Below are 19995 nucleotides of genomic sequence, written 5' to 3' on the forward strand. Positions count from 1 at the left end.
GGCCTTGATAAACCTGGCGAAAGGCTCTGGCTCAAGGTTCTTCGCCAGGTATGACGCACAGGACGCCTGCGCCAACCTGGCCGTTGGCCAGCTGCCGCTTGTTCATTTGATAAAGTTATGCTTAATAACTATCTCGCCAGGTGATCATTTCGATCATCCCGTCATCAGGGGCATAACAATGAATAATCCCCACTGCCAGTTGCCGGATCACCGGATCACCACCGAGCATTACCATCCACGGGGTGACAGCAACGAGCTGAGCGACAGCAGTTCGCCCACAACGGCAGAACTCACCGCGTGCCTGTTTTTCTCCCCCGACGATGGCCGTATCTGGCTCAACGACCAACGCATGTTGCTGCTGCACAGTTCATCCTTCGGTGCGTTACGCCGGGAAATCATCGAACGCCAGGGGCTGGAGCAGGCCCGAGGCATGCTCACCCGCACCGGCTATTCCTCCGGCGCCCGGGATGCCCGGCTGATTCGTGAACGCTGGCCTCACGCCGATGCCGCGGCGGTGTTCCGCGCCGGCACGCATCTGCATACCCTTGAAGGCATGACCAAGGTCGAGCCGCTGCATTTCAAGTTCGACGCCGACTCGGGCTTCTATGAGGGGGAGTTTCTCTGGCATCACTCCTGCGAGGCCGACGAGCATGTCGCCGCCTATGGCATCGGGCAGGATCCGGTGTGCTGGACCGAACTGGGCTACGCCATCGGTTTCGTCAGCGGGTTGTTCGGGCAACTGGTGGTCTTTCGCGAAGTGGAATGCCGGGGCATGGGCCACGAACGCTGCCGAGTCGTCGGCAAGACCGCCGAACAATGGGGTGACATCGAGCAGGATCTGAATTACCTCAACGCCTCCCCGCCGACGGTCGTCGCGCGCGCCGACACTCAGTCCGACAGTGTGGCCGGAGCCGCCCTGCTGCCGGACAGCGAACAGCCGCTGATCGGTGCCAGCGCCGCCTTCAACGCCGCGACCCAGGCTTTGCAACGGGTGGCCTTGACCCCAGCCACCGTGCTGGTCAGCGGCGAATCCGGCGTGGGCAAGGAGATGTTCGCCCGCCAGTTGCACCAACTGAGCCGGCGCCGTGACGGCCCGTTCATCGCCCTCAACTGCGCGGCCATCCCCGACAATCTGATCGAGGCTGAACTGTTCGGCGTCGAGCGCGGTGCCTACACCGGCGCCACCCATTCACGCCCCGGTCGTTTCGAGCGAGCTCACGGTGGTACGTTGTTCCTGGACGAGATCACCTGCCTGAGCCTGGCCGGGCAAAGCAAGTTGCTGCGTGCCTTGCAGGAGCGGGAAATCGAACGGGTCGGCGGCGGTCACGGCATCAAGGTCGACGTGCGGGTCGTGGCGGCCACCAACATCGACCTGCGCAAGGCAGTGGCGGACGGCGCGTTCCGTGAAGACCTGTTCTACCGGCTCAACGTCTACCCCATCGCCCTGCCGCCCCTGCGCGAGCGCCGTGATGACATACCGTTGCTGATCAATGCCTTTCTCACGCGCTTTTGCCAGGAATACGGCCGCACACCGATGGGCCTGACCATGCGTGCGTTGAAGGTGTTGTTGCGCTACGACTTTCCGGGCAACGTGCGGGAATTGCAGAACCTCATCGAACGGGGCCTGATCGCCAGCGAGGAAGGCCAGGCGATTGACCTGGTCCACTTGTTTCGCAATGAGCAATTGCCGGTGGATGCGTACTCCGTGGACCACCTCGGCGGCCTCTCGCCGATGGGCCTGGCCGCCAACGATGCCGCAGAAAAACCGGCGCTGCTCCAGTCCCTCAGCCAACTGGACTCGGACTTCTCCATTGACGGCCTGGAATCACGCCTGATCAACGAAGCTCTGCAACTGAGCAGCGGCAACCTGGCGGCGGCCGCGCGCTCGTTGGGACTGAGCCGGGCGCAGTTCGCGTATCGGTTGAAGAAGCATCAACGGGGTGTCCCAGAGTAAACACCGACCCAAGGGGGAATGCTGCAAAATTTGGGGCCGCTTCGCGACCCAGCGGGAGCAAGCTCCCTCGCCACAGGTTTGTCGACGGCCTTAAGTAAATAATATTACCTGTGGGAGCGAGCTTGCTCGCGATGGCGGTGGGTCAGTTGGCATTGATGTCGACTGTGCTGACGTCATCGCGAGCAAGCTCGCTCCCACATTGGTTTCTGGGTGACTACAAGGTCTGTGTCAAGCTCGCTCCCACACGGGTCTCCGGGCGACTGCAAGGTCTGTATCCACCACAAGTCCCCTGTGGGAGCGAGCTTGCTCGCGATGGCGGTGGGTCAGTTGGCATTGATGTCGACTGTGCTGACATCATCGCGAGCAAGCTCGCTCCCACATTGGTTTCTGGGTGACTACAAGGTCTGTGTCAAGCTCGCTCCCACACGGTCTCCGGGCGACTGCAAGGTCTGTATCCACACCACAAGTCCCCTGTGGGGCGAGCTTGCTCGCGATGGCGGTGGGTCAGTTGGCATTGATGTCGACTGTGCTGACATCATCGCGAGCAAGCTCGCTCCCACATTGGTTTTGGTGACTACAAGGTCTGTGTCAAGCTCGCTCCCACACGGGTCTCCGGGCGACTGCAAGGTCTGTATCCACCACAAGTCCCCTGTGGGAGCGAGCTTGCTCGCGATGGCGGTGGGTCAGTTCGCATTGAGGTTGGCTGTGCTGACATCATCGCGAGCAAGCTCGCTCCCACATTGGTTTCTGGGTGACTGCAAGGTATGTGTCCAAGCCGCTCAATCCGTCGTGCTCGCCGCCAGCACAGCAAGCGTTCGGCGCTTGGGGTTCCAGATGCTCAGGCACCAGACGCCCCACCACTCCAGGCCATCTTCGAAATAATCGCTCCAGGGCTCCCGTGCTGAATCGTGCTCGTCGCTGGCGGTCCAGTTAACGTTGAAGTTGTCGACCCAATTCAACACCACGACATCAGCGTCGTCTTCGAGCCCGAGCAGGTCGAGCCATTCCTTGAACAGCGCTTGCGGGGTGTCGTCGGCGAAGCGAGTGCCATAGGGCGGTTCGCAGAAGGCAGCGTACAAGGCATAAGTATGCTGCTGATCATCTTTGTCGACGCGCATGAGTCGGGTCACTTCGTCCCGATTCAACGGCTTGGCGATAGCCTTGTTCAAATCCCAATCCATGGTCGGGGGCGCAGCCTCGACATAGCGAGGGTCCAGGGTCAGTTGACGGTGACGCTCCAGCCATTGCGCCTCGATGTGCTGGAACAGCAGGCCCACGGCCTGGCGATGGCGCGCCTCGTCAACCGCCTCACTCGCCTCGGGCGCGAGCACCAGGAATTCGAAGGCGCACCCGGCCTTTTCCATTCGCTGGCGCAGGGATGCGCTGGCTGCCTGTTCAACGACGGTCAACATGGCAGGCTCCGTCAGGCAGGGCAAAAGCCCCCCGCCGATATTCGCTGGGGGTCTGGTTCATTTCGATGCGGAAATGGCGGTTGAAGTTGGACAGGTTGTTGTAGCCCACTTCAAAACAGACGTCAGTCACCGGCATTTCACTCTGCAACAGCAAACGGCAGGCACGCTGGACCCGCAGCTTGCGCATCAAATCGATGAAACCGTGCCCGGTGATGCGCTTGAAGAACCGCGAGAAGCCCGGCTCGCTCATGTCCAGTTGGCGGGCGATCACCGACAGGCGCAGGTCGCCAGTGAGTTCGGCTTGCAGGTACTCGAATGCTTTATGGATGCGCTCGGAACTGCGCGCATCCAGGATCGGCGCGTAGCAAGGGCTCGCCAGGCTCAGGGCCTCGTCGCCGGGAGCCTGGTTGAGGATGTGGAGCAGCTCCAGGAACAGCGTCAACCGCGCCAGCCCCTGGGCCGGACCGATGGCTTCCAGCAGGTGCGCGGCTTGCTGCGCTGTATTGCCAGCGAAGGCCAGGCCACGGCGCGCGCGTTCGAACAGCCCCTGCAGATCCCCCAGTTCAGGCAGGGTGCGGCGCAAGGTCAGCAGCGTGGCGCCGTCGAATTGCAACACCACGTCGCGCCCCGCCAAATACTCGCCCGGTGCCAGGTCGCCCATCCAGTCATGGGGCAAGTCCGGGCCGATCATCGCCACATTGCCTGGGCCAAACGGGCCGATGTAATCGCCCGCCAACAGTTTGCCGCTGCCCTGGCGGATGAGGTGGATTTCAAATTCAGGATGATGGTTCCAGCGCGCCAGCGGGTACGGGTAGTCATGCTCGTACCAGCGAAAACTGTGTTCAGGCTCGGGCAGGATGACTTCCAGTTCGGCCGGTCGCTGCTCGAACAGGGGCGTTCGGTGATCAGGCATGTCGCGCCTCTTTTATCGTTATAGGGGGCACCTTACGCCGAGTGCGCAGCGTTTCGCCAGCCTCGGCCTGACCGCCCACCGATACTTTTTTAACCCACACCTGGCGCACTCAAGGGCGTTAAAAAAGTACCAGCCCGCGATCCTCCCTGCGTTTGTCGGCCTCCACGGGCGCTGCTGTAATCGGCGTACCACAGATCACTGTCGACCAGGCACTGGCCTCGGCGCAATCGAGTACCGAGCAGGAGATGAAGCGGGCTGGGTATCCAAAGCAATAACGATTGGTACCCGCTCTGTGGCGAGGGGATTTATCCCCGCTGGGCTGCGCAGCAGCCCTCAAAAAAGCGCGACTTGATCAACCTGACACACCAATTGCCTGGTCTGGGGCTGCTGCGCAGCCCAGCGGGGATAAATCCCCTCGCCACAAAAGATATCAGCGCTCTCTCGTTATTGATTTCACTCCAAGAGGACCAACCCATGAAACGACTGGAAGGAAAAAGTGCCCTGGTGACCGGCGCCGCCCGTGGTATCGGCAGGACGTTTGCACAGGCCTATATCAACGAAGGGGCCACAGTAGCGATCGCCGATATCGACCTTGAGCGGGCCCAGGCCACCGCCGCCGAACTGGGCGACAGTGCCTACGCGGTCAAAATGGACATAACCGACCAGGCCTCCATCGACCAGGCCATCGAAGCAGTGGTGGCTCGGGCGGGCAAGCTGGATATCCTGATCAATAACGCCGCGCTGTTCGACCTGGCGCCCATCGTGGAGATTACCCGTCAGAGCTACGAGCGGCTGTTTTCCATCAACGTCGCCGGCACGCTGTTCACGCTGCAGGCGGCAGCCCGGCAGATGATCCGCCAGGGCCATGGCGGCCGGATCATCAACATGGCCAGCCAGGCCGGCCGGCGTGGCGAAGCCCTGGTGGCGATTTATTGCGCCACCAAGGCGGCGGTGATCAGCCTGACCCAGTCCGCCGGGCTGGATCTGATCAAGCACCGGATCAACGTCAACGCCATCGCCCCCGGCGTGGTGGATGGCGAGCATTGGGACGGCGTGGACGCGCTGTTCGCCCGCCACGAAAACCTGCCGCTGGGGGAAAAGAAGCGCCAGGTCGGGCAGCAGGTACCCTATGGCCGGATGGGCACCGCGGAGGACCTCACCGGCATGGCGATTTTCCTGGCCTCGGCCGAGAGCGAATACGTGGTGGCGCAGACGTATAACGTCGATGGCGGTAACTGGATGAGCTAATAATCTGTGTTTTTATGGCCTTGAAACGACGGAAATGGACTTATTCGCTTAAAAATTGATCCCACTACTTGAGGATTGTCCCGAACGGTACCCAACGGTACCGTTTCAAGGGATTTCAAGAGAGCGTGAATACCGTTGCCCCAGCGGGGCAAAAATTGCGCATCATAGGCGCCGTCCGCTCAAGGGAGATTTACATGCGTGCCATTTCATCCGTCATGGGTCTTGTCGTGCTGTCGCTGGGCCTGGTGTTCGCCAGCAATGCCACGGCCACCGAAGAGACGCAACTGGTCGAGTCCATCAACCTTTACCGCAGCCAATCCCAAAGCTGTGCCGGCCAGGCCTCGCTGGAGTTGCCGCCGCTGGCGATGGACTCCCGGCTGATCCTGTCGGCCAATGGCATCGGCGACCTGCAACAGGCGCTGGCGCGGGCGGCCTATCCCATGGTCAACGTGCAAGCCATCAGCCTGTCCGGGCCCCGCGATGCCCAATCGGCCATGAAAGCCGTGCAGGAAAGCTTCTGCCAGGTGGTGCTCGACCCACAGTTCGTCGACATCGGCGTCAGCCGCCTGGATCGCGAATGGCGCATCGTGCTGGCGCGCCCGTTGTTGTCGGCGCGCCTGGGTGATTGGCAAACCGAGGGCCAGAAACTGCTGAAGCTGATCAACAGTGCCCGCGCCCAGCCGCGTCGCTGCGGCACCGAAGCCTTCGCCGCCACCACGCCGCTGGCCTGGAACGCCACCTTGGCCCTGGCCGCCGTCACTCACACCCGGGCCATGGCCAACAACAACTTCTTCGACCACAAGGACCGCGACAACCGCACGCCGGGCGACCGCGCCGAACTGGCCGGCTATCTGGGCCAATTGATCGGCGAGAACATTGCCGCCGGACAAGACACTGCGCTCAAGGTGGTGGACGGCTGGCTGGCCAGCCCGGGGCACTGCGCCAACCTGATGAACCCACAGTTTCGCGAATTGGGCGCCGGGTATGCGACCGATCCGAAAAGCGATGCGGGGATCTATTGGACGGCGATGTTTGGTACTCAGCAGTAGCGACGCCATCGCGAGCAGGCTCGCTCCCACAGGCCACTATCCTGTGGGAGCATGGATGCCCTCAGTGCGCGCCGAAGATCAACGATCGATGTACGCCTGATCCCGCCCTCACCCCATCGCCGACCGCCAACGCCACCGAGCCGAACGGCATCGCCGCATCGCCACAGGCGAATACCCCCCGGACGCTGGTTTCACGCGTCATCGGGTCGGCCTGGATGAACGCCCCGAACGGGCCGTCTTCAAGCGCGCAACCCAAGGACGCCGCGAGTGAGCCGGCCACCTGGATACGCGGCAAGACAAACAGGCCGTCAATGGCGACCACACGTCCGTCGGCCAGCACCACATCGGCCCGTTCGCCTTCAAGACGTTCGACACGTTCCGGCACCACGACCACGCCGCGTCGCGCCAGGCTCTCCAGTTGTTCTGCATCGGGTTCGAACACGCCACGGGTGAAGAACGTCGTCGGGCCCCAGTCGGGCAGCATCAAGGCATGGTGGAGCGACATCGGCGAGGTCGCCAACACGCCGATGGGGCCTTGTTCCAGCTCGTAGCCGTGGCAATACGGACAATGGAAGACGCTTTTGCCCCAGCGCTGCGTCAACCCTTCCACGTCTGGTAATTCATCGATGACACCGCAGGCAAGCAACAGGCATTGGGCACTGTAGCGTTGCCCATCGACGGTTTCCACGGCGAACCCTCCCGCCTCCTGGCTGGCCGCGATCGCGGTACTCGATACCCATTCCACCGTCGGATAGGCCAATAGCTGGCGACGGGCCTCTTCGACAATGTCCCCGGGGGCACGACCGTCCTGCCCGAGAAAACCATGGGAGCTGGCCGCGAACCGGTTGCGCCGCTGGCCGGCATCGATCACCAACACGTTGCGGCGGGCACGGGCCAGTTGTAAGCCTGCGGACATACCGGCGTAGCTGCCGCCGGCGATGATGACGTCGTAGCGCATGATCAATCTCCAAGGTGGTTTGGCGGAATCGAAAAAGTCTCGACACATCGTAAGTTCCTTGAAAAGCCGCTGTCAACGATCTCGTAACTTTTGCAATTACAGGCGATACTCACGCCCGTCTCCACCACAAAACACTGCAACGCTCATGAGAACCGACACCCGCCTGTCCCGCATGCTCCACGTGCTGATCCACATGGATCGCCACCAACAATCGGCCACGTCTGACACCCTCGCGCAGATGCTGGGCACCAACCCGGTGGTGGTGCGCCGGACCATGGCGCTGCTCAAGGAACAGGGGTATGTCACTTCGGAGAAAGGCCATCGCGGCGGCTGGACCCTGAGCAAACCGTTGTCGGAGATGACGTTGCTGGATATCCACCAGGCCTTGGGCAGCACGTCGATCTTTGCCATTGGCCTGTCCACCGATCATCCGCAATGCCTGGTGGAACAAGCGGTGAATGCGGCGTTGACGGATGCGTTCGATGAGGCCCAGGCGTTGCTGCTCAAGCGTTTGGGGGCGATTACCCTGGCGCAGTTGGCGGAGGATTTTGATGCGCGGTTCAGGGAGATAGGCGGAACAAGCACAGATGATCTGACGCACCGGGGGCAGATCGAGCATTGATGCTGACTGACCGTGCATCATCGCGAGCAAGCTCGCTCCCACAAGGGGTCGGTGGCCAATACAAAACTCGCAGACAGCCGGGAACATTGTGGGAGCGAGCTTGCTCGCGAAAGCGCCGGCACATTCAACATCACCTGTTCAGGTAAACCGTCATCGCGATCAGGCTCGCGCCCACAGGGTTTACCGAACCCCAAAAAAAACGCCGCTCAATGAGCGGCGTTTTTATGCCTCACCAGACAGCGTCCGGCTTACAGCGCCATGTCAGCCGCTGGGTTGGCCTCAGGGGCTGGGCCCGGCTTGGCCGGTGCCGCTGGGGCGCCTGGCTTGCCGATCGCCGGTGGCGGGTCCAGTTGCAGGACCTCGCTGGTGTACGCCCATTCCTGGGCTACGCGCTCAGGGCTTTCGTTGAGCTTGGTGCCGTAGCTCGGCACGATCTGGCGCAGTTTTTCCTGCCAGGCTGGGCTTGCGACCTTGTCCTTGAAGACCTTCTCAAGCACGGTCAGCATGATCGGTGCAGCGGTCGAGGCGCCAGGCGAGGCACCCAGCAGGCCGGCGATGCTGCCGTCCTGGGACGCGACCACTTCGGTGCCGAGTTTCAGGACGCCGCCCTTCTCTTCGTCACGCTTGATGATCTGCACGCGCTGGCCGGCCTGCCACAGGCGCCAGTCTTCTTGCTTGGCCTCCGGGAAGTACTCTTTCAGGGCGTTGAAGCGGTCTTCATCCGACAGCATCAGCTGGCCGGCCAGGTATTCGACCAATGGGTACTGTTCGATACCGACCTTGGTCATCGGCCACACGTTGTGGGTGGTGGTGCTGGTCAGCAGGTCGAAGTACGAACCGTTCTTCAGGAATTTGGTGGAGAACGTTGCGAACGGGCCAAACAGGATCACGCGCTTGCCATCGAGCACACGGGTGTCCAGGTGTGGAACCGACATCGGCGGAGCGCCCACCGAAGCCTTGCCATACGCCTTCGCCAGGTGCAGTTGGGCGACGGTCGGGTTTTCGGTGACCAGGAACGAACCACCCACCGGGAAACCTGCGTATTCACGCGCTTCCGGGATGTCGGACTTCTGCAGCAGGTGCAACGCACCGCCACCAGCGCCGATGAACACGAACTTGGCGTCGGTCTCGGTTTCGGTACCGTCTTTCAGGTTCTTGTACGAAACGCGCCAGGTACCGTCTTCGTTGCGGGTAATCTCTTCCACTTCGCTGGACAGCTTGAGGGAGAAGTTCGGCTTGGTTTGCAGGTAAGCCGCGAATTGACGAGTGATTTCGCCGAAGTTCACGTCAGTACCCAGGGGACTCCAGGTAGCCGCGACTTTCTGGCTCGGGTCACGCCCTTGCATCATCAGCGGAACCCACTTGCTGATTTGCTCGCGATCTTCGGAATACTGCATGCCGGCGAACAACGGGCTGGCCTGGAGGGCTTCGTAGCGCTTCTTCAGGAACGCGATGTTCTCGTCGCCCCACAAAAAGCTCATGTGCGGGGTGGAGTTGATGAACGAACGCGGGTTCTTCAACACGCCGTTCTTGACCTGCCAGGACCAGAACTGGCGGGAGATCTGGAAGGCTTCGTTGATTTCGATGGCCTTGGAGATATCAACCTTGCCGTTCTTGTCTTCCGGCGTGTAGTTCAGTTCGGCCAGCGCAGAGTGACCGGTACCGGCATTGTTCCAGCCGTTGGAGCTCTCTTCGGCAACACCGTCCAGGCGCTCGACCATTTCCATGGTCCAGCCCGGCTCCAGCTCATTGAGCCAGACGCCGAGTGTCGAGCTCATGATGCCCCCACCGATGAGCAAGACATCCACTTTTTTTGGCTCGGCGGCGTGCGTGGTCGCAAGACCCATCGCCATCGCCAGGCCCAGTAGCGCCGTGTGTGTTTTCTTCAACATGTGTGTATCCCTAGGATGAACGCCATTCCATCCACCGGTCCTGATCAAGGATAGACCACATCCACGGCCAGCAACGCCAGGGGGATGGGATCGAGACGGACTGGAGGATGGACCTACAGGGCCGAGCACATTCGTCGACCTCTCGTTTATGTCTCTCCGGCGCTGACTTCTTGTAGGTCTTGGCTTCAGCTGGGTGAGGGACGCTGCAAACGGTGCTCATCGGGCCTGACGTGGCCGTGCCCGATTGTCGCAGCGGGGGGAGTTTACATAAGGAAATAAACAGACCGAAGCGCATTTTTACATTCTGGGCAAAAACGCCGACCAAATGACGGCATTTTAATGGCCCTGGTCGGCAGTGAGCCTGATATCAATCCCCTTTGCCCGATGCAGACCTCCTGTGGGAGCGAGCTTGCTCGCGATGAGGCCGGAACATTCAACAATGATGTTGACTGATCGGCCGCTATCGCGAGCAAGCTCGCTCCCACAGGGGTTCAGGGTTGATGGGATTTCCGGGAGTGGCGCTACCCAAGCATCTGACTCAACACCGCCCGCAACTTGCCAGGCTTGACCGGTTTGTTGAGCAGCGGTGCATCCAGCTTGCGCAGGGCGCGGCGGCACTGGTCGCTGCGGTCGGCGGTGATGATCACCGCCGGGATCGCCTGGTGGAAATGCTCGCGCAGGTGCTTGACCACTTCACAGCCCACGACCCCATGATCCAGGTGAAAATCCGCCAGGATCAGCTCCGGCGCACGGCCTTGCAGCACGTCAAGGGCACCCGCCTCGTCGGTGGCGGTCAACACGTCGCAGCCCCACTGCCCCAACAGCGCGGCCATGCTTTGCAGGATGCTCAGCTCATTGTCGATCACCAACAAGCGCCGCCCCGGCAGCGGGTTGCCGGCGACCGCCTGTACCGGGGCCAGCGCCATGGGCAGCGGTTTTTCATCCGACAGCGGCACCACGATACTGAACACCGAGCCTCGCCCCGGTCGCGAACGCACCTGCACCCGATAGCCGAGGATATGGGCGATGCGTTCGACAATCGCCAACCCCAGGCCCACGCCCTTGCGATCCGCCGCCCGGCCGACGTCCAGTTGGTTGAATTCGAGGAAAATCGACTCCAGGCAATCGGCTGCGATGCCGCGCCCCGTGTCCCAGACTTCCAGGCTCAAGCGCCCTCCCCGCCGCCGGGCCGCCAGGAGAATGCCACCCTGGTCGGTATAGCGGCAGGCATTGCTCAGCAGGTTGCGCAGGATACGGCTGATCAACCGCAGGTCGGTCAGCACCGCTTCGTCACCAAACCGCGCCCGCAGCTCCAACCCGGCGGCACCGGCCACCGATTGAAACTCCGATACCAGTGGCCCCAGCAACTCATCCAGCCTATATGGCGCCAGGTCGGGCTTGACCGCTGCCTGGTCCAGCCGGGAAATGTCCAACAGGTCGGTGAGCAGGTCTTCGGCGCCTTCGAGCGCCTGGTGGGTGCGTTCCACCAGCACGTGCTCGGCGGCAGGCAGTTGGCGCTCACGCAACGTGGCGATCAGCAGACGGGCCGCGTTGAGGGGCTGCAACAGATCATGGCTGGCGGCGGCCAGGTATTTGTCCTTGCTGCGGTTGGCGGCCTGGGCGACGTCCCGAGCGTCGCGTAATTGCTGTTCAACCAGCTCGCGCTGAGCAATCTGCTGCTGCAGGTTGTGGTTGGCTTCCAACAGCGCATCGGTGCGCTCGGCCACCCGCTGCTCCAGTTGGTCATTGAGCTGTTGCAGGTGTCGCCGGGCCTGTTCCAGCTCATCGAGGCGCGCCGTCAGCTCCGGATAGTGACTCTTGCGCGTCGAGTGATTGCCCAGTCCCAGCAGCCCCTCCAGGGCTTTTTGCTGCTCGTCAGAGGGCTTCGCCATAGACGACCTCGACATCCCGCTGGCTCGACTCCCGAGGATTGGTGAGGATGCACGGGTCGTGCATCGCATGTTGCGACAGGAACGGAATGTCCGAGGTGCTCACGCCGTGCAGGCCCAGGGTCTCGTGGAAGCCAATGGTGTGCTTGAGGGCAATCAGGTGCTCCACCAGGCGGCCGCGGATCTGCTGGTGGTTGAGCCCTCGGCAATCGATGCCCAGGGTCTCGGCTATCACCTTGAAACGCTCCGGTGCCGAGTTGTAGTTGAACGCCACCACGTGCTCCACCAGTACCGCGTTGCACAGGCCATGGGGCAAATCGAGGAAACCGCCCAGGCTGTGGGACATCGCGTGCACAGCCCCGAGGATCGCGTTGGAGAACGCCAGCCCGGCCTGCATGCTGCCCAGCATGATTTTTTCCCGCAGGGCGATGTCCGCCGGGTTGGCGATCATCTGCACCAGGTTGCCATTGATCAGGCGCATGGCTTCCAGTGCATGGGGGTCGGTCAACGGGCCGTGACCGGTGGACACGAAGGCCTCGATGGCATGCACCAGCGCATCGATGCCGGTACAGGCGGACAGGAACGGGTCCATGCTCAGGGTGGTTTCCGGATCGATCAGCGACACGTCCGGCACCGCCGCCTTGCTGACGATGGAGAACTTCATGCGTTCTTGCTGGTTGGAGATGATCACGAACTGCGACACGTCAGCCGACGTCCCCGCCGTCGTGGGAATCAGGATCAGCGGCGGGCTGGGCACGTTCAGGGTATCGACACCTTCGAACTCGAGAATGTTGCGGCCGTGGGCAACGACAATGCCGATGCCTTTGCCGCAATCCATCGGGCTACCACCGCCCACCGCGACGATGACATCGCAATGGTTTTCCCGGTACAGGTCGGCCCCGAGCATCACTTCCTCGACCCGCGGATTGGGCGAGACCGCGCTGTAGATGCAGTAATCGATACCTTGGGCCTGGAGGCTGGCTTCGACGTCCGCCACCCAACCGGCGGCGATGACCCCGGGGTCGGTGACGATCAGCACTTTGCGTGCGCCGAAGGTCTTGGCGTAGTTGCCGACATTGTGCCGACAACCGGCACCGAACATGATTTCAGGAGAAACGAACTTGCGCAGCGGGCTGAGGCTCATCTTTTCAGTTACGTGGCTCATCGGTAAGCCTGTTGTTATTGTCAGGGGATACCTTGAGCCTAAAGCATCCCGCTGTGAATGCAATCAGACCAATGGGGTAGCCCGGCCTGAACGTCCCAGGCCGGGCCGGCACTCATCGGTTAGCGAAGTACATCGTCACTTCAAAGCCGATACGCAGGTCGGTGTACGCGGGTTTAGTCCACATGGGTCTTTCCTCTTCTTGTACCGGGCGATTCCGGCAAGGTCATTAATGCACGCCAAGCCTGGGGCTCGAATGCTACTTTCGAAGCGGTGGGTGGGGTGCGTTGGTATCAATTCAGGGGCATACATATTCAAATGTGGGGCCTGCTGTGGGAACAAAGCTTGCTCGCGATGAATCGCCCTCGGCCTGATCGGCTGACCGAGTCGTCTGTATCGCGGGCAAGCCTTGCTCCCACAGCAAGCTCGCTCCCACAGGGGGTGGTGCTGTGGTCTCGGGTTAGAAGAACCCCAACGGATTGATGTCGTAGCTCACCAGCAGGTTCTTGGTCTGCTGGTAGTGGTCGAGCATCATCTTGTGGGTTTCACGCCCCACGCCGGACTTCTTGTAGCCACCGAACGCGGCATGGGCCGGGTACAGGTGGTAGCAGTTGGTCCACACACGACCGGCCTTGATCGCCCGGCCCATACGGTAGGCGCGGTTGATGTCGCGGGTCCACAGGCCGGCACCCAGGCCGAACTCGGTGTCGTTGGCGATCGCCAGGGCTTCGGCTTCGTCCTTGAAGGTGGTCACACCCACCACCGGGCCGAAGATCTCTTCCTGGAACACGCGCATTTTGTTGTGGCCCTTGAGCAGGGTCGGCTGGATGTAATAGCCGCTCGACAAATCACCCTCGAGTCGCTCGGCAGCACCGCCGGTGAGCAGTTCGGCGCCCTCTTGCTGGGCAATTTCAAGGTACGACAGGATCTTGTCGAATTGCTGCTGGGACGCCTGGGCGCCAACCATGGTCTCGGTGTCCAGCGGGTCGCCGCGCTTGATCTTGGCGATCTTCTTCATGACCACGGCCATGAACGATTCGTAGATCGACTCCTGCACCAGCGCCCGGGACGGGCAGGTGCAGACTTCGCCCTGGTTGAAGAACGCCAGCACCAGGCCTTCGGCGGCCTTTTCAATGAAGGCAGGTTCGGCTTGCATGATGTCTTCGAAGAAGATGTTCGGCGACTTGCCGCCCAGTTCCACGGTGGACGGGATGATGTTCTCGGCCGCACACTTCATGATGTGCGAACCCACCGGCGTGGATCCGGTAAAGGCGATCTTGGCGATACGCTTGCTGGTGGCCAGGGCTTCACCAGCTTCGCGACCGAAACCATGGACGATGTTCAACACCCCGGGTGGCAGCAGGTCGGCGATCAGCTCGATGAAGACCGTGATCGACAGCGGTGTTTGCTCCGCCGGCTTGAGCACGATGCAGTTCCCCGCAGCCAGGGCCGGGGCGAGTTTCCAGGCCGCCATCAGCAGCGGGAAGTTCCACGGGATGATCTGCCCGACCACGCCCAGCGGCTCGTGGAAATGATAGGCCGTGGTCAGTTCGTTGATCTCGGCCGCCCCACCCTCTTGGGCGCGGATGCAGCCAGCGAAGTAACGGAAATGGTCGGCCGACAGCGGCACGTCGGCATTGAGGGTTTCGCGTACGGCTTTGCCGTTGTCCCAGGTTTCGCTGACGGCGAGGATTTCCAGGTTCTGCTCGATGCGGTCGGCGATTTTCAACAACACCAGGGAACGGTCCTGCACCGAGGTCTTGCCCCAGGCGTCGGCGGCGGCATGGGCGGCATCCAGTGCCTTGTCGATGTCGGCGGCGCTGGAACGCGGGAATTCGGCAATGACTTCGCCGTTGACCGGGGACGTGTTGGTGAAGTACTCGCCGTTGACCGGCGCGACGAATTCGCCGCCGATGAAATTGCCATAGCGCGGTTTGAAGGAAACGACGGCGCCTGGGGTTCCGGGTTGTGCGTAGATCATGATGGGGCCTCTGCCTGGTCGATGCCTGTCACGGGACAGGCGATAGGCCGATGGTAGAGAGCCCCGCCAGCCGGACGAATGCGTCGTTGGCAGGGGGGACTCTCGTTATTTGGTCGTAGGTTTTGCCGCGATCCGGGGATGAACCGGAGCTTTTATGTGGGAGCGAGCTTGCTCGCGATGGCGGCGGATCAGTCAACATCAATGCAAGATGTTCTGGCCCCATCGCGAGCAAGCTCGCTCCCACAGGTTCTACATTTGCCAAGGTTGGCTCAGCGCTTGGCCACCAACTCTTTCGGCAACTTGAAGGTCCAGAGCATGCCGCCCTGGTTGAAGTCTTTCACGCGCTTGGCCACCTCGCCGCCCCACAGCGGTACCGCGCCGCCCCAGCCGGAAACCACGGAGATGTATTGCTCGCCGTCCATTTCCCAGGTGATGGGGGAGCCGAGCACGCCGGAGCCGGTCTGGAATTCCCAGACCTTTTCCCCAGTCTTGGCGTTGAACGCCTGCAGGAACCCTTCAGGCGTGCCGGTGAACACCAGGTTGCCCTTGGTGGTCAGGACCCCGCCCCACAGCGGCGCGAAGTTCTTGTGGCGCCAGACTTCCTTGCCGGTCTTGGGGTCGATGGCCCGCAGCACGCCAATGTAGTCCTCGTTCAGCGGCTTGATGGTGAAACCGGCCCCGAGGAACGCCGCACCTTTCTTGTAGGCGATGCCTTCGTTCCAGATGTCCATGCCCCATTCGTTGGACGGCACGTAGAACAACCCAGTGTCCTGGTTGTAGGCCATCGGCATCCAGTTTTTCGCGCCGAGGAAGGCCGGTGCGACGAACACCGAGCTGCCCTTGGCTTCGCTGCCCGGCGCGCCCGGACGGCTGGCCTCGTTGTAGATCGGCCGCCCTTCCTTGTCTAGGCCAGTGGCCCAGGTGATCTTGTCGACAAACGGGAAACCGCGGATGAATTTACCGTTGGTGCGGTCGAGCACGTAGAAGAAGCCGTTACGGTCAGCGGTCGCCGCCGCCTTGATGTCCTTGCCGCCTTCCTTGTAATTGAACGAGATCAGTTCGTTGACGCCGTCATAATCCCAGCCGTCATGAGGCGTGCTCTGGAAGTGCCATTTGATGCTGCCGTCATCAGGATTCAGGGCCAGGCGCGACGACGAATAGAGGTTGTCGCCAGGGCGCAGGTGGGAGTTCCAGGGCGCCGGGTTGCCGGTGCCGAACAGCAGCAGGTTGGTTTCCGGGTCGTAGTAGCCACCCAGCCAAGGCGCGGCACCGCCGGTTTTCCACAGATCGCCCGGCCAGGTCTTGCCGGCCTCGCCACCGGAGATACCATTCTCGACCGCCTTGCCGTCCTTGTAGACGTAGCCCATGTGGCCTTCCACGGTCGGACGGGTCCACAGCAGTTCGCCATTTTTCGGGTCGTAGGCGCTGATCTGGCCGACCACACCGAACTCGCCCCCGGCCACCCCGGTAATCAGCTTGCCGTTCACCACCATGGGTGCGGCGCTGATGGAATAACCTTCCTTGTGGTCGGCCACCTTCTTGCTCCACACCACCTTGCCAGTGTCCTTGTTCAAAGCCACCAGTTTCGCGTCGAGGGTGCCGAAGAACACCAGGTCGCCATACAAGGCCACGCCGCGGTTGATCACGTCGCAGCAAGGGCGAATGTCATCGGGCAGGCGCGCATCGTATTGCCACAGCTTCTTGCCGGTGCGCGCATCCACCGCAAACACCCGCGAATAGGAACCGGTGAGGTACATCACCCCGTCCTTGATCATCGGCTGGGCCTGCTGGCCACGCTGCTTTTCGCCGCCGAAGGAGAACGCCCAGACCGGCCGCAGGTCCTTGATGTTATTGACATTGAGGGTATCGAGCGGGCTGTAGCGCTGGCCCTGGACGCCCAGGCCGTTGGTCACGACCTGCTGCGGGTTTTTCGGGTCCTGGAGAATTTCCTGATCGGTCACGGCTGCAAGGGCCGAACCGGACAGCAGCATGGCACTGAGCAGCAGGCTCACGGCGAAGGGTTGGCGACGTGCGGGATGACTCATGACGGCTACCTCTGCGGTTATTGTTATACCCGGGAAATTTTCCCGGTCTGCCACAGATTCTTGGCCTCGGGGCCGTCGCCAACAATTGCCCGCTGTGTTGAGTTTTCTAGTTCCTTGGTACATGTGGAGGAGCAGCGCCCCCCCGTGGCGAGGGAGCTTGCTCCCGCTGGGGCGCGCAGCGGCCCTGAAAATGGCCCAGTCAATATTGATAGCCGGGGTGACTGATACAGGGGCTGCTGCGCAGCCCAGCGGGAGCAAGCTCCCTCGCCACGGGAATCATTCGGGTTGGGTGTCCACCCGCTTCATCCCCGCCCGCTCATACCGCGGGTAAAGATGACTGACACTTCGAATCAACTCATAGCGACTCAAACTGATCCCGGCAAAACGCTCGGGGATGGGGCTGCGGATCATCTCGGCCATGTCGTCGCCCCGCGCCGCGCCGTCGCGCATCAGTTGGTCGAGCCAGCCCAGGTAGTCGCGCATCTGCGAGAAAGGCCGGGCGTTGGTCGCAACCGGGCCATGGCCGGGCACGATCTGCTTCCAGGGCAACGCCTGCAAGGTGTCCAGGTCGTTGAGCCAGACCTCCAGCCCCGGGCTGTTGGGGGTTGTCAGGGCGCGCTCGTAGAACACCAGGTCGCCGGCGAACAGCACGCCGGTGGTTTCGTCGAGAATCGCCAGGTCGGCCCCGGTGTGCCCGGCCAGTTGCAACAAGCGCAACGAGTGATTGCCCACCGTCAGCGTCCCGGCCGCCAGCGCCTGGGTCGGCAATACCACTTCAGTGCCACGCATCCAATCGCCCACCAGCCGATACATGTTTTCCGCCAGCGCATCACCCTGTTGTCGCAGCAGATCGGTGGTGCCCGCCAAGGCACCGATGGGCACGTCGCTGAACGCCTGGTTGCCCAATACATGGTCGGGGTGATGATGGGTCAGCAAGACCTGGATGACCGGCTTATCGGTGGTCGCCGCAACGGCCTGGCGCAGCGCCTCGCCGTAGCGCTTCGACGGCCCGGTGTCGATCACCACCACACCGACATCGGTGACGATGAACGCCGTATTGACGATATTGCCGCCGTTGGCCTTGGCAAAGTTCTCGGTGCTGCCTTCCAGCAGCCAGGTGCCTTCGGCGATCTGCCGGGGCTTGAGTGAATACTCGGTGGCGGACCATGCCGGCAGGCACAGGCCAAGACAGATCAGTAACAGCCAGCGCATGGTGCGCTCCTTCTGGTCAGGGAATGGCCGCCTCGAACGCGTTGCCACTGTTGTCGCGCAGCACCAGGCGGGTCTGTCCCAGGCCTTGGATGTCGAAGCCCAGGTTGGGGTTTTCGCTGACCGCCGGGAACAGCTCCAGGCGCGCCAACACCTGACCGTCAGCGTCCAGCAGTTGCGCCTGGTTGATGAAGAACTCCGGGATGCCGCTCACCAGGCCGTTGTCCATCGGATGGGCAATTTGCAGGCGCAAGCGACTCGAATCCCCTCGCGGATAACGACCGCCCAGCACCTCGCCCAAGTGTTCCTCCCAACCCGGCTGGGTGCGCACCACGCTGGGCGCAGTGCAGCCACCACCCGCCGCGTCGATCAAGGTCGAACCGACGTGCCACAGGCCATCGCGGGTCTGCACGGCGGCGCGCAACGGCGTGGCCTGTTCGATGCGAATGCGGATCGACAGCCAGGGCAGCACCCGCTCCCCCGGTTGGAAGTCGACGATTTTCGGCAACGGGTTCAGCTCCGCCCAGGCCAGCACCCGCACAACGTCGCCAGTAAATGCCCGGGCATCGATTTCCAGCGGCACCTGGCGCGCGTCTTCGGCAAAGGGTGGCGCCAGCAGTCGCACCCGGTCGTCGAACACGAACGGCGCGTCCCCCAGCAATTGTTTGTGATAAAAGGCCCACATCACCGACGGCACCGGATCCTTCCCTGGCTCGACCGCCATCGCCAGCCACGGCAGGCACCACAACAGCAGGCCATACGCTCGCCAGTTCATCCCTGCGCTCCTATTGGTACATCTCGGGTACTTCGTAGCGCAGGCCATAGCGGGCATACATTGCCTTGAGGCTGCCGTCGCGGATCAAGCCTTCCAGCGCCTCTTCCACCGCATAGGCCAACTGACGGTTGCTTTCATGCACCGCCATGCCGATTTCCCAGCGTTGCTTGCCCATGTTCGGATAGGCATTCTCCGCCAGTGCCAGTTGCGGATCGGCCGCCTCATGCACTTGCCAGTCGACTTCCCCGCGCATGGCCATGACAGCGTCGACCTCCCCGGCCTGCATGGCCCCAAAGGCTTTGGCAACGCTGGGGTAATGGCGGGTCCTGGCGCTGAGCATGCCATTGAACACCGAGGTCAGGTAGAACGACGGCACGCTGTCGACTTCCACCCCGATGGGGTGTTGCTGGAACACCGCGACGCTGCCCACCGAATCCAGTCGACGACGGTCATACGCGACCTGCCAGCACTCCTGCTGATAAGGCCCGAACATCACCACCTGGGCATTTTCCAGCTCACCGATATCGTTGCGTTTTTGCACGTAGTCGTGATCGTACGGCACACGCATCATCAAGTCGGCCAGTTGTCGGTCGTGCAGCGGGCTGCTGCGCCAGATGTAGTCGCGTAGATCGTCATCGAGCTTCTCGCCGGGCGGTGCCCACATCAGTTTCAGACGCACGCCCATGGCCTTGGCCAAAGCCTGCGCCAATTCAACATCAACACCCCGGGGCTGGCCCTGGTCTTCAAAACTGTAGGGAGCGAAGTCCTTGTAAACCGCGACCTTCAACTCACCAGCGGCGATCATCTGGTCGTAGCTGCGCACCTGCGCCTGCACCGCCTGGACACATAGCAGCAGGCTGCAGATTACCCACGCGAACAGGCGCAT

16 protein-coding genes are annotated in these 19995 nt (G+C 62.1%); 4 read left to right on the forward strand and 12 right to left on the reverse strand.

Going from position 1 to position 19995, the window contains the following annotated elements; genetic code table 11:
• Window positions 1-178 precede the first annotated feature (178 nt).
• Window positions 179-1954, forward strand: coding sequence for a sigma-54-dependent Fis family transcriptional regulator (locus PSH84_RS20120; protein WP_122565524.1), 1776 nt, complete (start codon window positions 179-181; stop codon window positions 1952-1954).
• 779 nt (window positions 1955-2733) lie between these two features.
• Here PSH84_RS20120 and PSH84_RS20125 read toward each other — a convergent pair.
• On the reverse strand, window positions 2734-3366 hold the full coding sequence (locus PSH84_RS20125) for a hypothetical protein (protein ID WP_305481663.1): 633 nt from the start codon (window positions 3364-3366) through the stop codon (window positions 2734-2736).
• The gene (locus PSH84_RS20130; protein WP_305481664.1) at window positions 3350-4279 is read right to left on the reverse strand and encodes an AraC family transcriptional regulator; all 930 of its coding nucleotides are present in this window, start codon (window positions 4277-4279) and stop codon (window positions 3350-3352) included. The genes PSH84_RS20125 and PSH84_RS20130 overlap by 17 nt, the downstream gene beginning before the upstream one ends.
• 474 nt (window positions 4280-4753) lie before the next feature.
• Here PSH84_RS20130 and PSH84_RS20135 point away from each other — a divergent pair, with 474 nt between their 5' ends.
• Window positions 4754-5527: an L-iditol 2-dehydrogenase gene (locus tag PSH84_RS20135; protein WP_305481665.1), complete on the forward strand. Its 774-nt coding sequence runs from the start codon at window positions 4754-4756 to the stop codon at window positions 5525-5527.
• A 194-nt stretch (window positions 5528-5721) separates the two neighbouring features.
• Window positions 5722-6576 (forward strand): CAP domain-containing protein, encoded by an 855-nt coding sequence (locus PSH84_RS20140; protein ID WP_305481666.1) that lies wholly within the window; start codon window positions 5722-5724, stop codon window positions 6574-6576.
• Between the two features lie 61 nt (window positions 6577-6637).
• Here the strand turns inward: PSH84_RS20140 and PSH84_RS20145 are convergent, their stop codons facing one another.
• Window positions 6638-7534 carry an NAD(P)/FAD-dependent oxidoreductase gene (locus PSH84_RS20145; RefSeq protein WP_305481667.1) on the reverse strand — a complete coding sequence of 299 codons (897 nt, stop codon included), beginning with the start codon at window positions 7532-7534 and terminating at the stop codon, window positions 6638-6640.
• A gap of 145 nt (window positions 7535-7679) precedes the next feature.
• Between PSH84_RS20145 and PSH84_RS20150 the strand changes: the two genes are divergently transcribed.
• On the forward strand, window positions 7680-8156 hold the full coding sequence (locus PSH84_RS20150; protein ID WP_122565531.1) for an Rrf2 family transcriptional regulator: 477 nt from the start codon (window positions 7680-7682) through the stop codon (window positions 8154-8156).
• A 248-nt stretch (window positions 8157-8404) separates the two neighbouring features.
• Here PSH84_RS20150 and mqo read toward each other — a convergent pair whose 3' ends face one another.
• The 9 genes from mqo to PSH84_RS20195 all read right to left on the reverse strand — a co-directional run bounded on the left by mqo (window position 8405) and on the right by PSH84_RS20195 (window position 19995).
• Window positions 8405-10048, reverse strand: coding sequence for a malate dehydrogenase (quinone) (gene mqo / locus PSH84_RS20155; protein ID WP_122565532.1), 1644 nt, complete (start codon window positions 10046-10048; stop codon window positions 8405-8407).
• A 521-nt stretch (window positions 10049-10569) separates the two neighbouring features.
• Complete coding sequence (locus PSH84_RS20160; protein WP_122565534.1) at window positions 10570-11940, reverse strand: hybrid sensor histidine kinase/response regulator; 1371 nt, start codon at window positions 11938-11940, stop codon at window positions 10570-10572.
• The gene (gene ercA, locus PSH84_RS20165) at window positions 11924-13081 is read right to left on the reverse strand and encodes an alcohol dehydrogenase-like regulatory protein ErcA (RefSeq protein ID WP_122565535.1); all 1158 of its coding nucleotides are present in this window, start codon (window positions 13079-13081) and stop codon (window positions 11924-11926) included. Before ercA ends, PSH84_RS20160 begins: the two co-directional genes overlap by 17 nt.
• Window positions 13082-13214: 133 nt before the next feature.
• On the reverse strand, window positions 13215-13286 hold the full coding sequence (gene pqqA, locus PSH84_RS20170) for a pyrroloquinoline quinone precursor peptide PqqA (protein WP_003243383.1): 72 nt from the start codon (window positions 13284-13286) through the stop codon (window positions 13215-13217).
• 273 nt (window positions 13287-13559) lie between these two features.
• The gene (gene exaC / locus PSH84_RS20175) at window positions 13560-15080 is read right to left on the reverse strand and encodes an acetaldehyde dehydrogenase ExaC (RefSeq protein WP_122565536.1); all 1521 of its coding nucleotides are present in this window, start codon (window positions 15078-15080) and stop codon (window positions 13560-13562) included.
• A 269-nt stretch (window positions 15081-15349) separates the two neighbouring features.
• Window positions 15350-17125 carry a PQQ-dependent methanol/ethanol family dehydrogenase gene (locus PSH84_RS20180; protein ID WP_305467178.1) on the reverse strand — a complete coding sequence of 592 codons (1776 nt, stop codon included), beginning with the start codon at window positions 17123-17125 and terminating at the stop codon, window positions 15350-15352.
• A 276-nt stretch (window positions 17126-17401) separates the two neighbouring features.
• Entirely contained in the window at window positions 17402-18337 is a 936-nt protein-coding gene (locus tag PSH84_RS20185; RefSeq protein WP_305467179.1) for a quinoprotein relay system zinc metallohydrolase 1, read from the reverse strand.
• A 16-nt stretch (window positions 18338-18353) separates the two neighbouring features.
• Window positions 18354-19109: a quinoprotein dehydrogenase-associated SoxYZ-like carrier gene (locus tag PSH84_RS20190; RefSeq protein ID WP_305467180.1), complete on the reverse strand. Its 756-nt coding sequence runs from the start codon at window positions 19107-19109 to the stop codon at window positions 18354-18356.
• 10 nt (window positions 19110-19119) lie between these two features.
• Window positions 19120-19995 carry a substrate-binding periplasmic protein gene (locus PSH84_RS20195; protein ID WP_305467181.1) on the reverse strand — a complete coding sequence of 292 codons (876 nt, stop codon included), beginning with the start codon at window positions 19993-19995 and terminating at the stop codon, window positions 19120-19122.

The sequence above is a fragment of the Pseudomonas beijingensis genome (assembly GCF_030687295.1).
GTDB lineage: Bacteria > Pseudomonadota > Gammaproteobacteria > Pseudomonadales > Pseudomonadaceae > Aquipseudomonas > Aquipseudomonas beijingensis.

Bases quoted from the DNA above. Each gene is read 5' to 3' on its own strand.
- ercA (WP_122565535.1), bottom strand. From the start codon at position 13,081: ATGAGCCTCAGCCCGCTGCGCAAGTTCGTTTCTCCTGAAATCATGTTC.
- mqo (WP_122565532.1), bottom strand. From the start codon at position 10,048: ATGTTGAAGAAAACACACACGGCGCTACTGGGCCTGGCGATGGCGATG.
- PSH84_RS20145 (WP_305481667.1), bottom strand. From the start codon at position 7,534: ATGCGCTACGACGTCATCATCGCCGGCGGCAGCTACGCCGGTATGTCC.
- PSH84_RS20150 (WP_122565531.1), top strand. From the start codon at position 7,680: ATGAGAACCGACACCCGCCTGTCCCGCATGCTCCACGTGCTGATCCAC.
- PSH84_RS20195 (WP_305467181.1), bottom strand. From the start codon at position 19,995: ATGCGCCTGTTCGCGTGGGTAATCTGCAGCCTGCTGCTATGTGTCCAG.
- PSH84_RS20120 (WP_122565524.1), top strand. From the start codon at position 179: ATGAATAATCCCCACTGCCAGTTGCCGGATCACCGGATCACCACCGAG.
- PSH84_RS20180 (WP_305467178.1), bottom strand. From the start codon at position 17,125: ATGAGTCATCCCGCACGTCGCCAACCCTTCGCCGTGAGCCTGCTGCTC.
- PSH84_RS20185 (WP_305467179.1), bottom strand. From the start codon at position 18,337: ATGCGCTGGCTGTTACTGATCTGTCTTGGCCTGTGCCTGCCGGCATGG.
- PSH84_RS20160 (WP_122565534.1), bottom strand. From the start codon at position 11,940: ATGGCGAAGCCCTCTGACGAGCAGCAAAAAGCCCTGGAGGGGCTGCTG.
- PSH84_RS20135 (WP_305481665.1), top strand. From the start codon at position 4,754: ATGAAACGACTGGAAGGAAAAAGTGCCCTGGTGACCGGCGCCGCCCGT.
- PSH84_RS20130 (WP_305481664.1), bottom strand. From the start codon at position 4,279: ATGCCTGATCACCGAACGCCCCTGTTCGAGCAGCGACCGGCCGAACTG.
- PSH84_RS20125 (WP_305481663.1), bottom strand. From the start codon at position 3,366: ATGTTGACCGTCGTTGAACAGGCAGCCAGCGCATCCCTGCGCCAGCGA.
- exaC (WP_122565536.1), bottom strand. From the start codon at position 15,080: ATGATCTACGCACAACCCGGAACCCCAGGCGCCGTCGTTTCCTTCAAA.
- PSH84_RS20190 (WP_305467180.1), bottom strand. From the start codon at position 19,109: ATGAACTGGCGAGCGTATGGCCTGCTGTTGTGGTGCCTGCCGTGGCTG.
- PSH84_RS20140 (WP_305481666.1), top strand. From the start codon at position 5,722: ATGCGTGCCATTTCATCCGTCATGGGTCTTGTCGTGCTGTCGCTGGGC.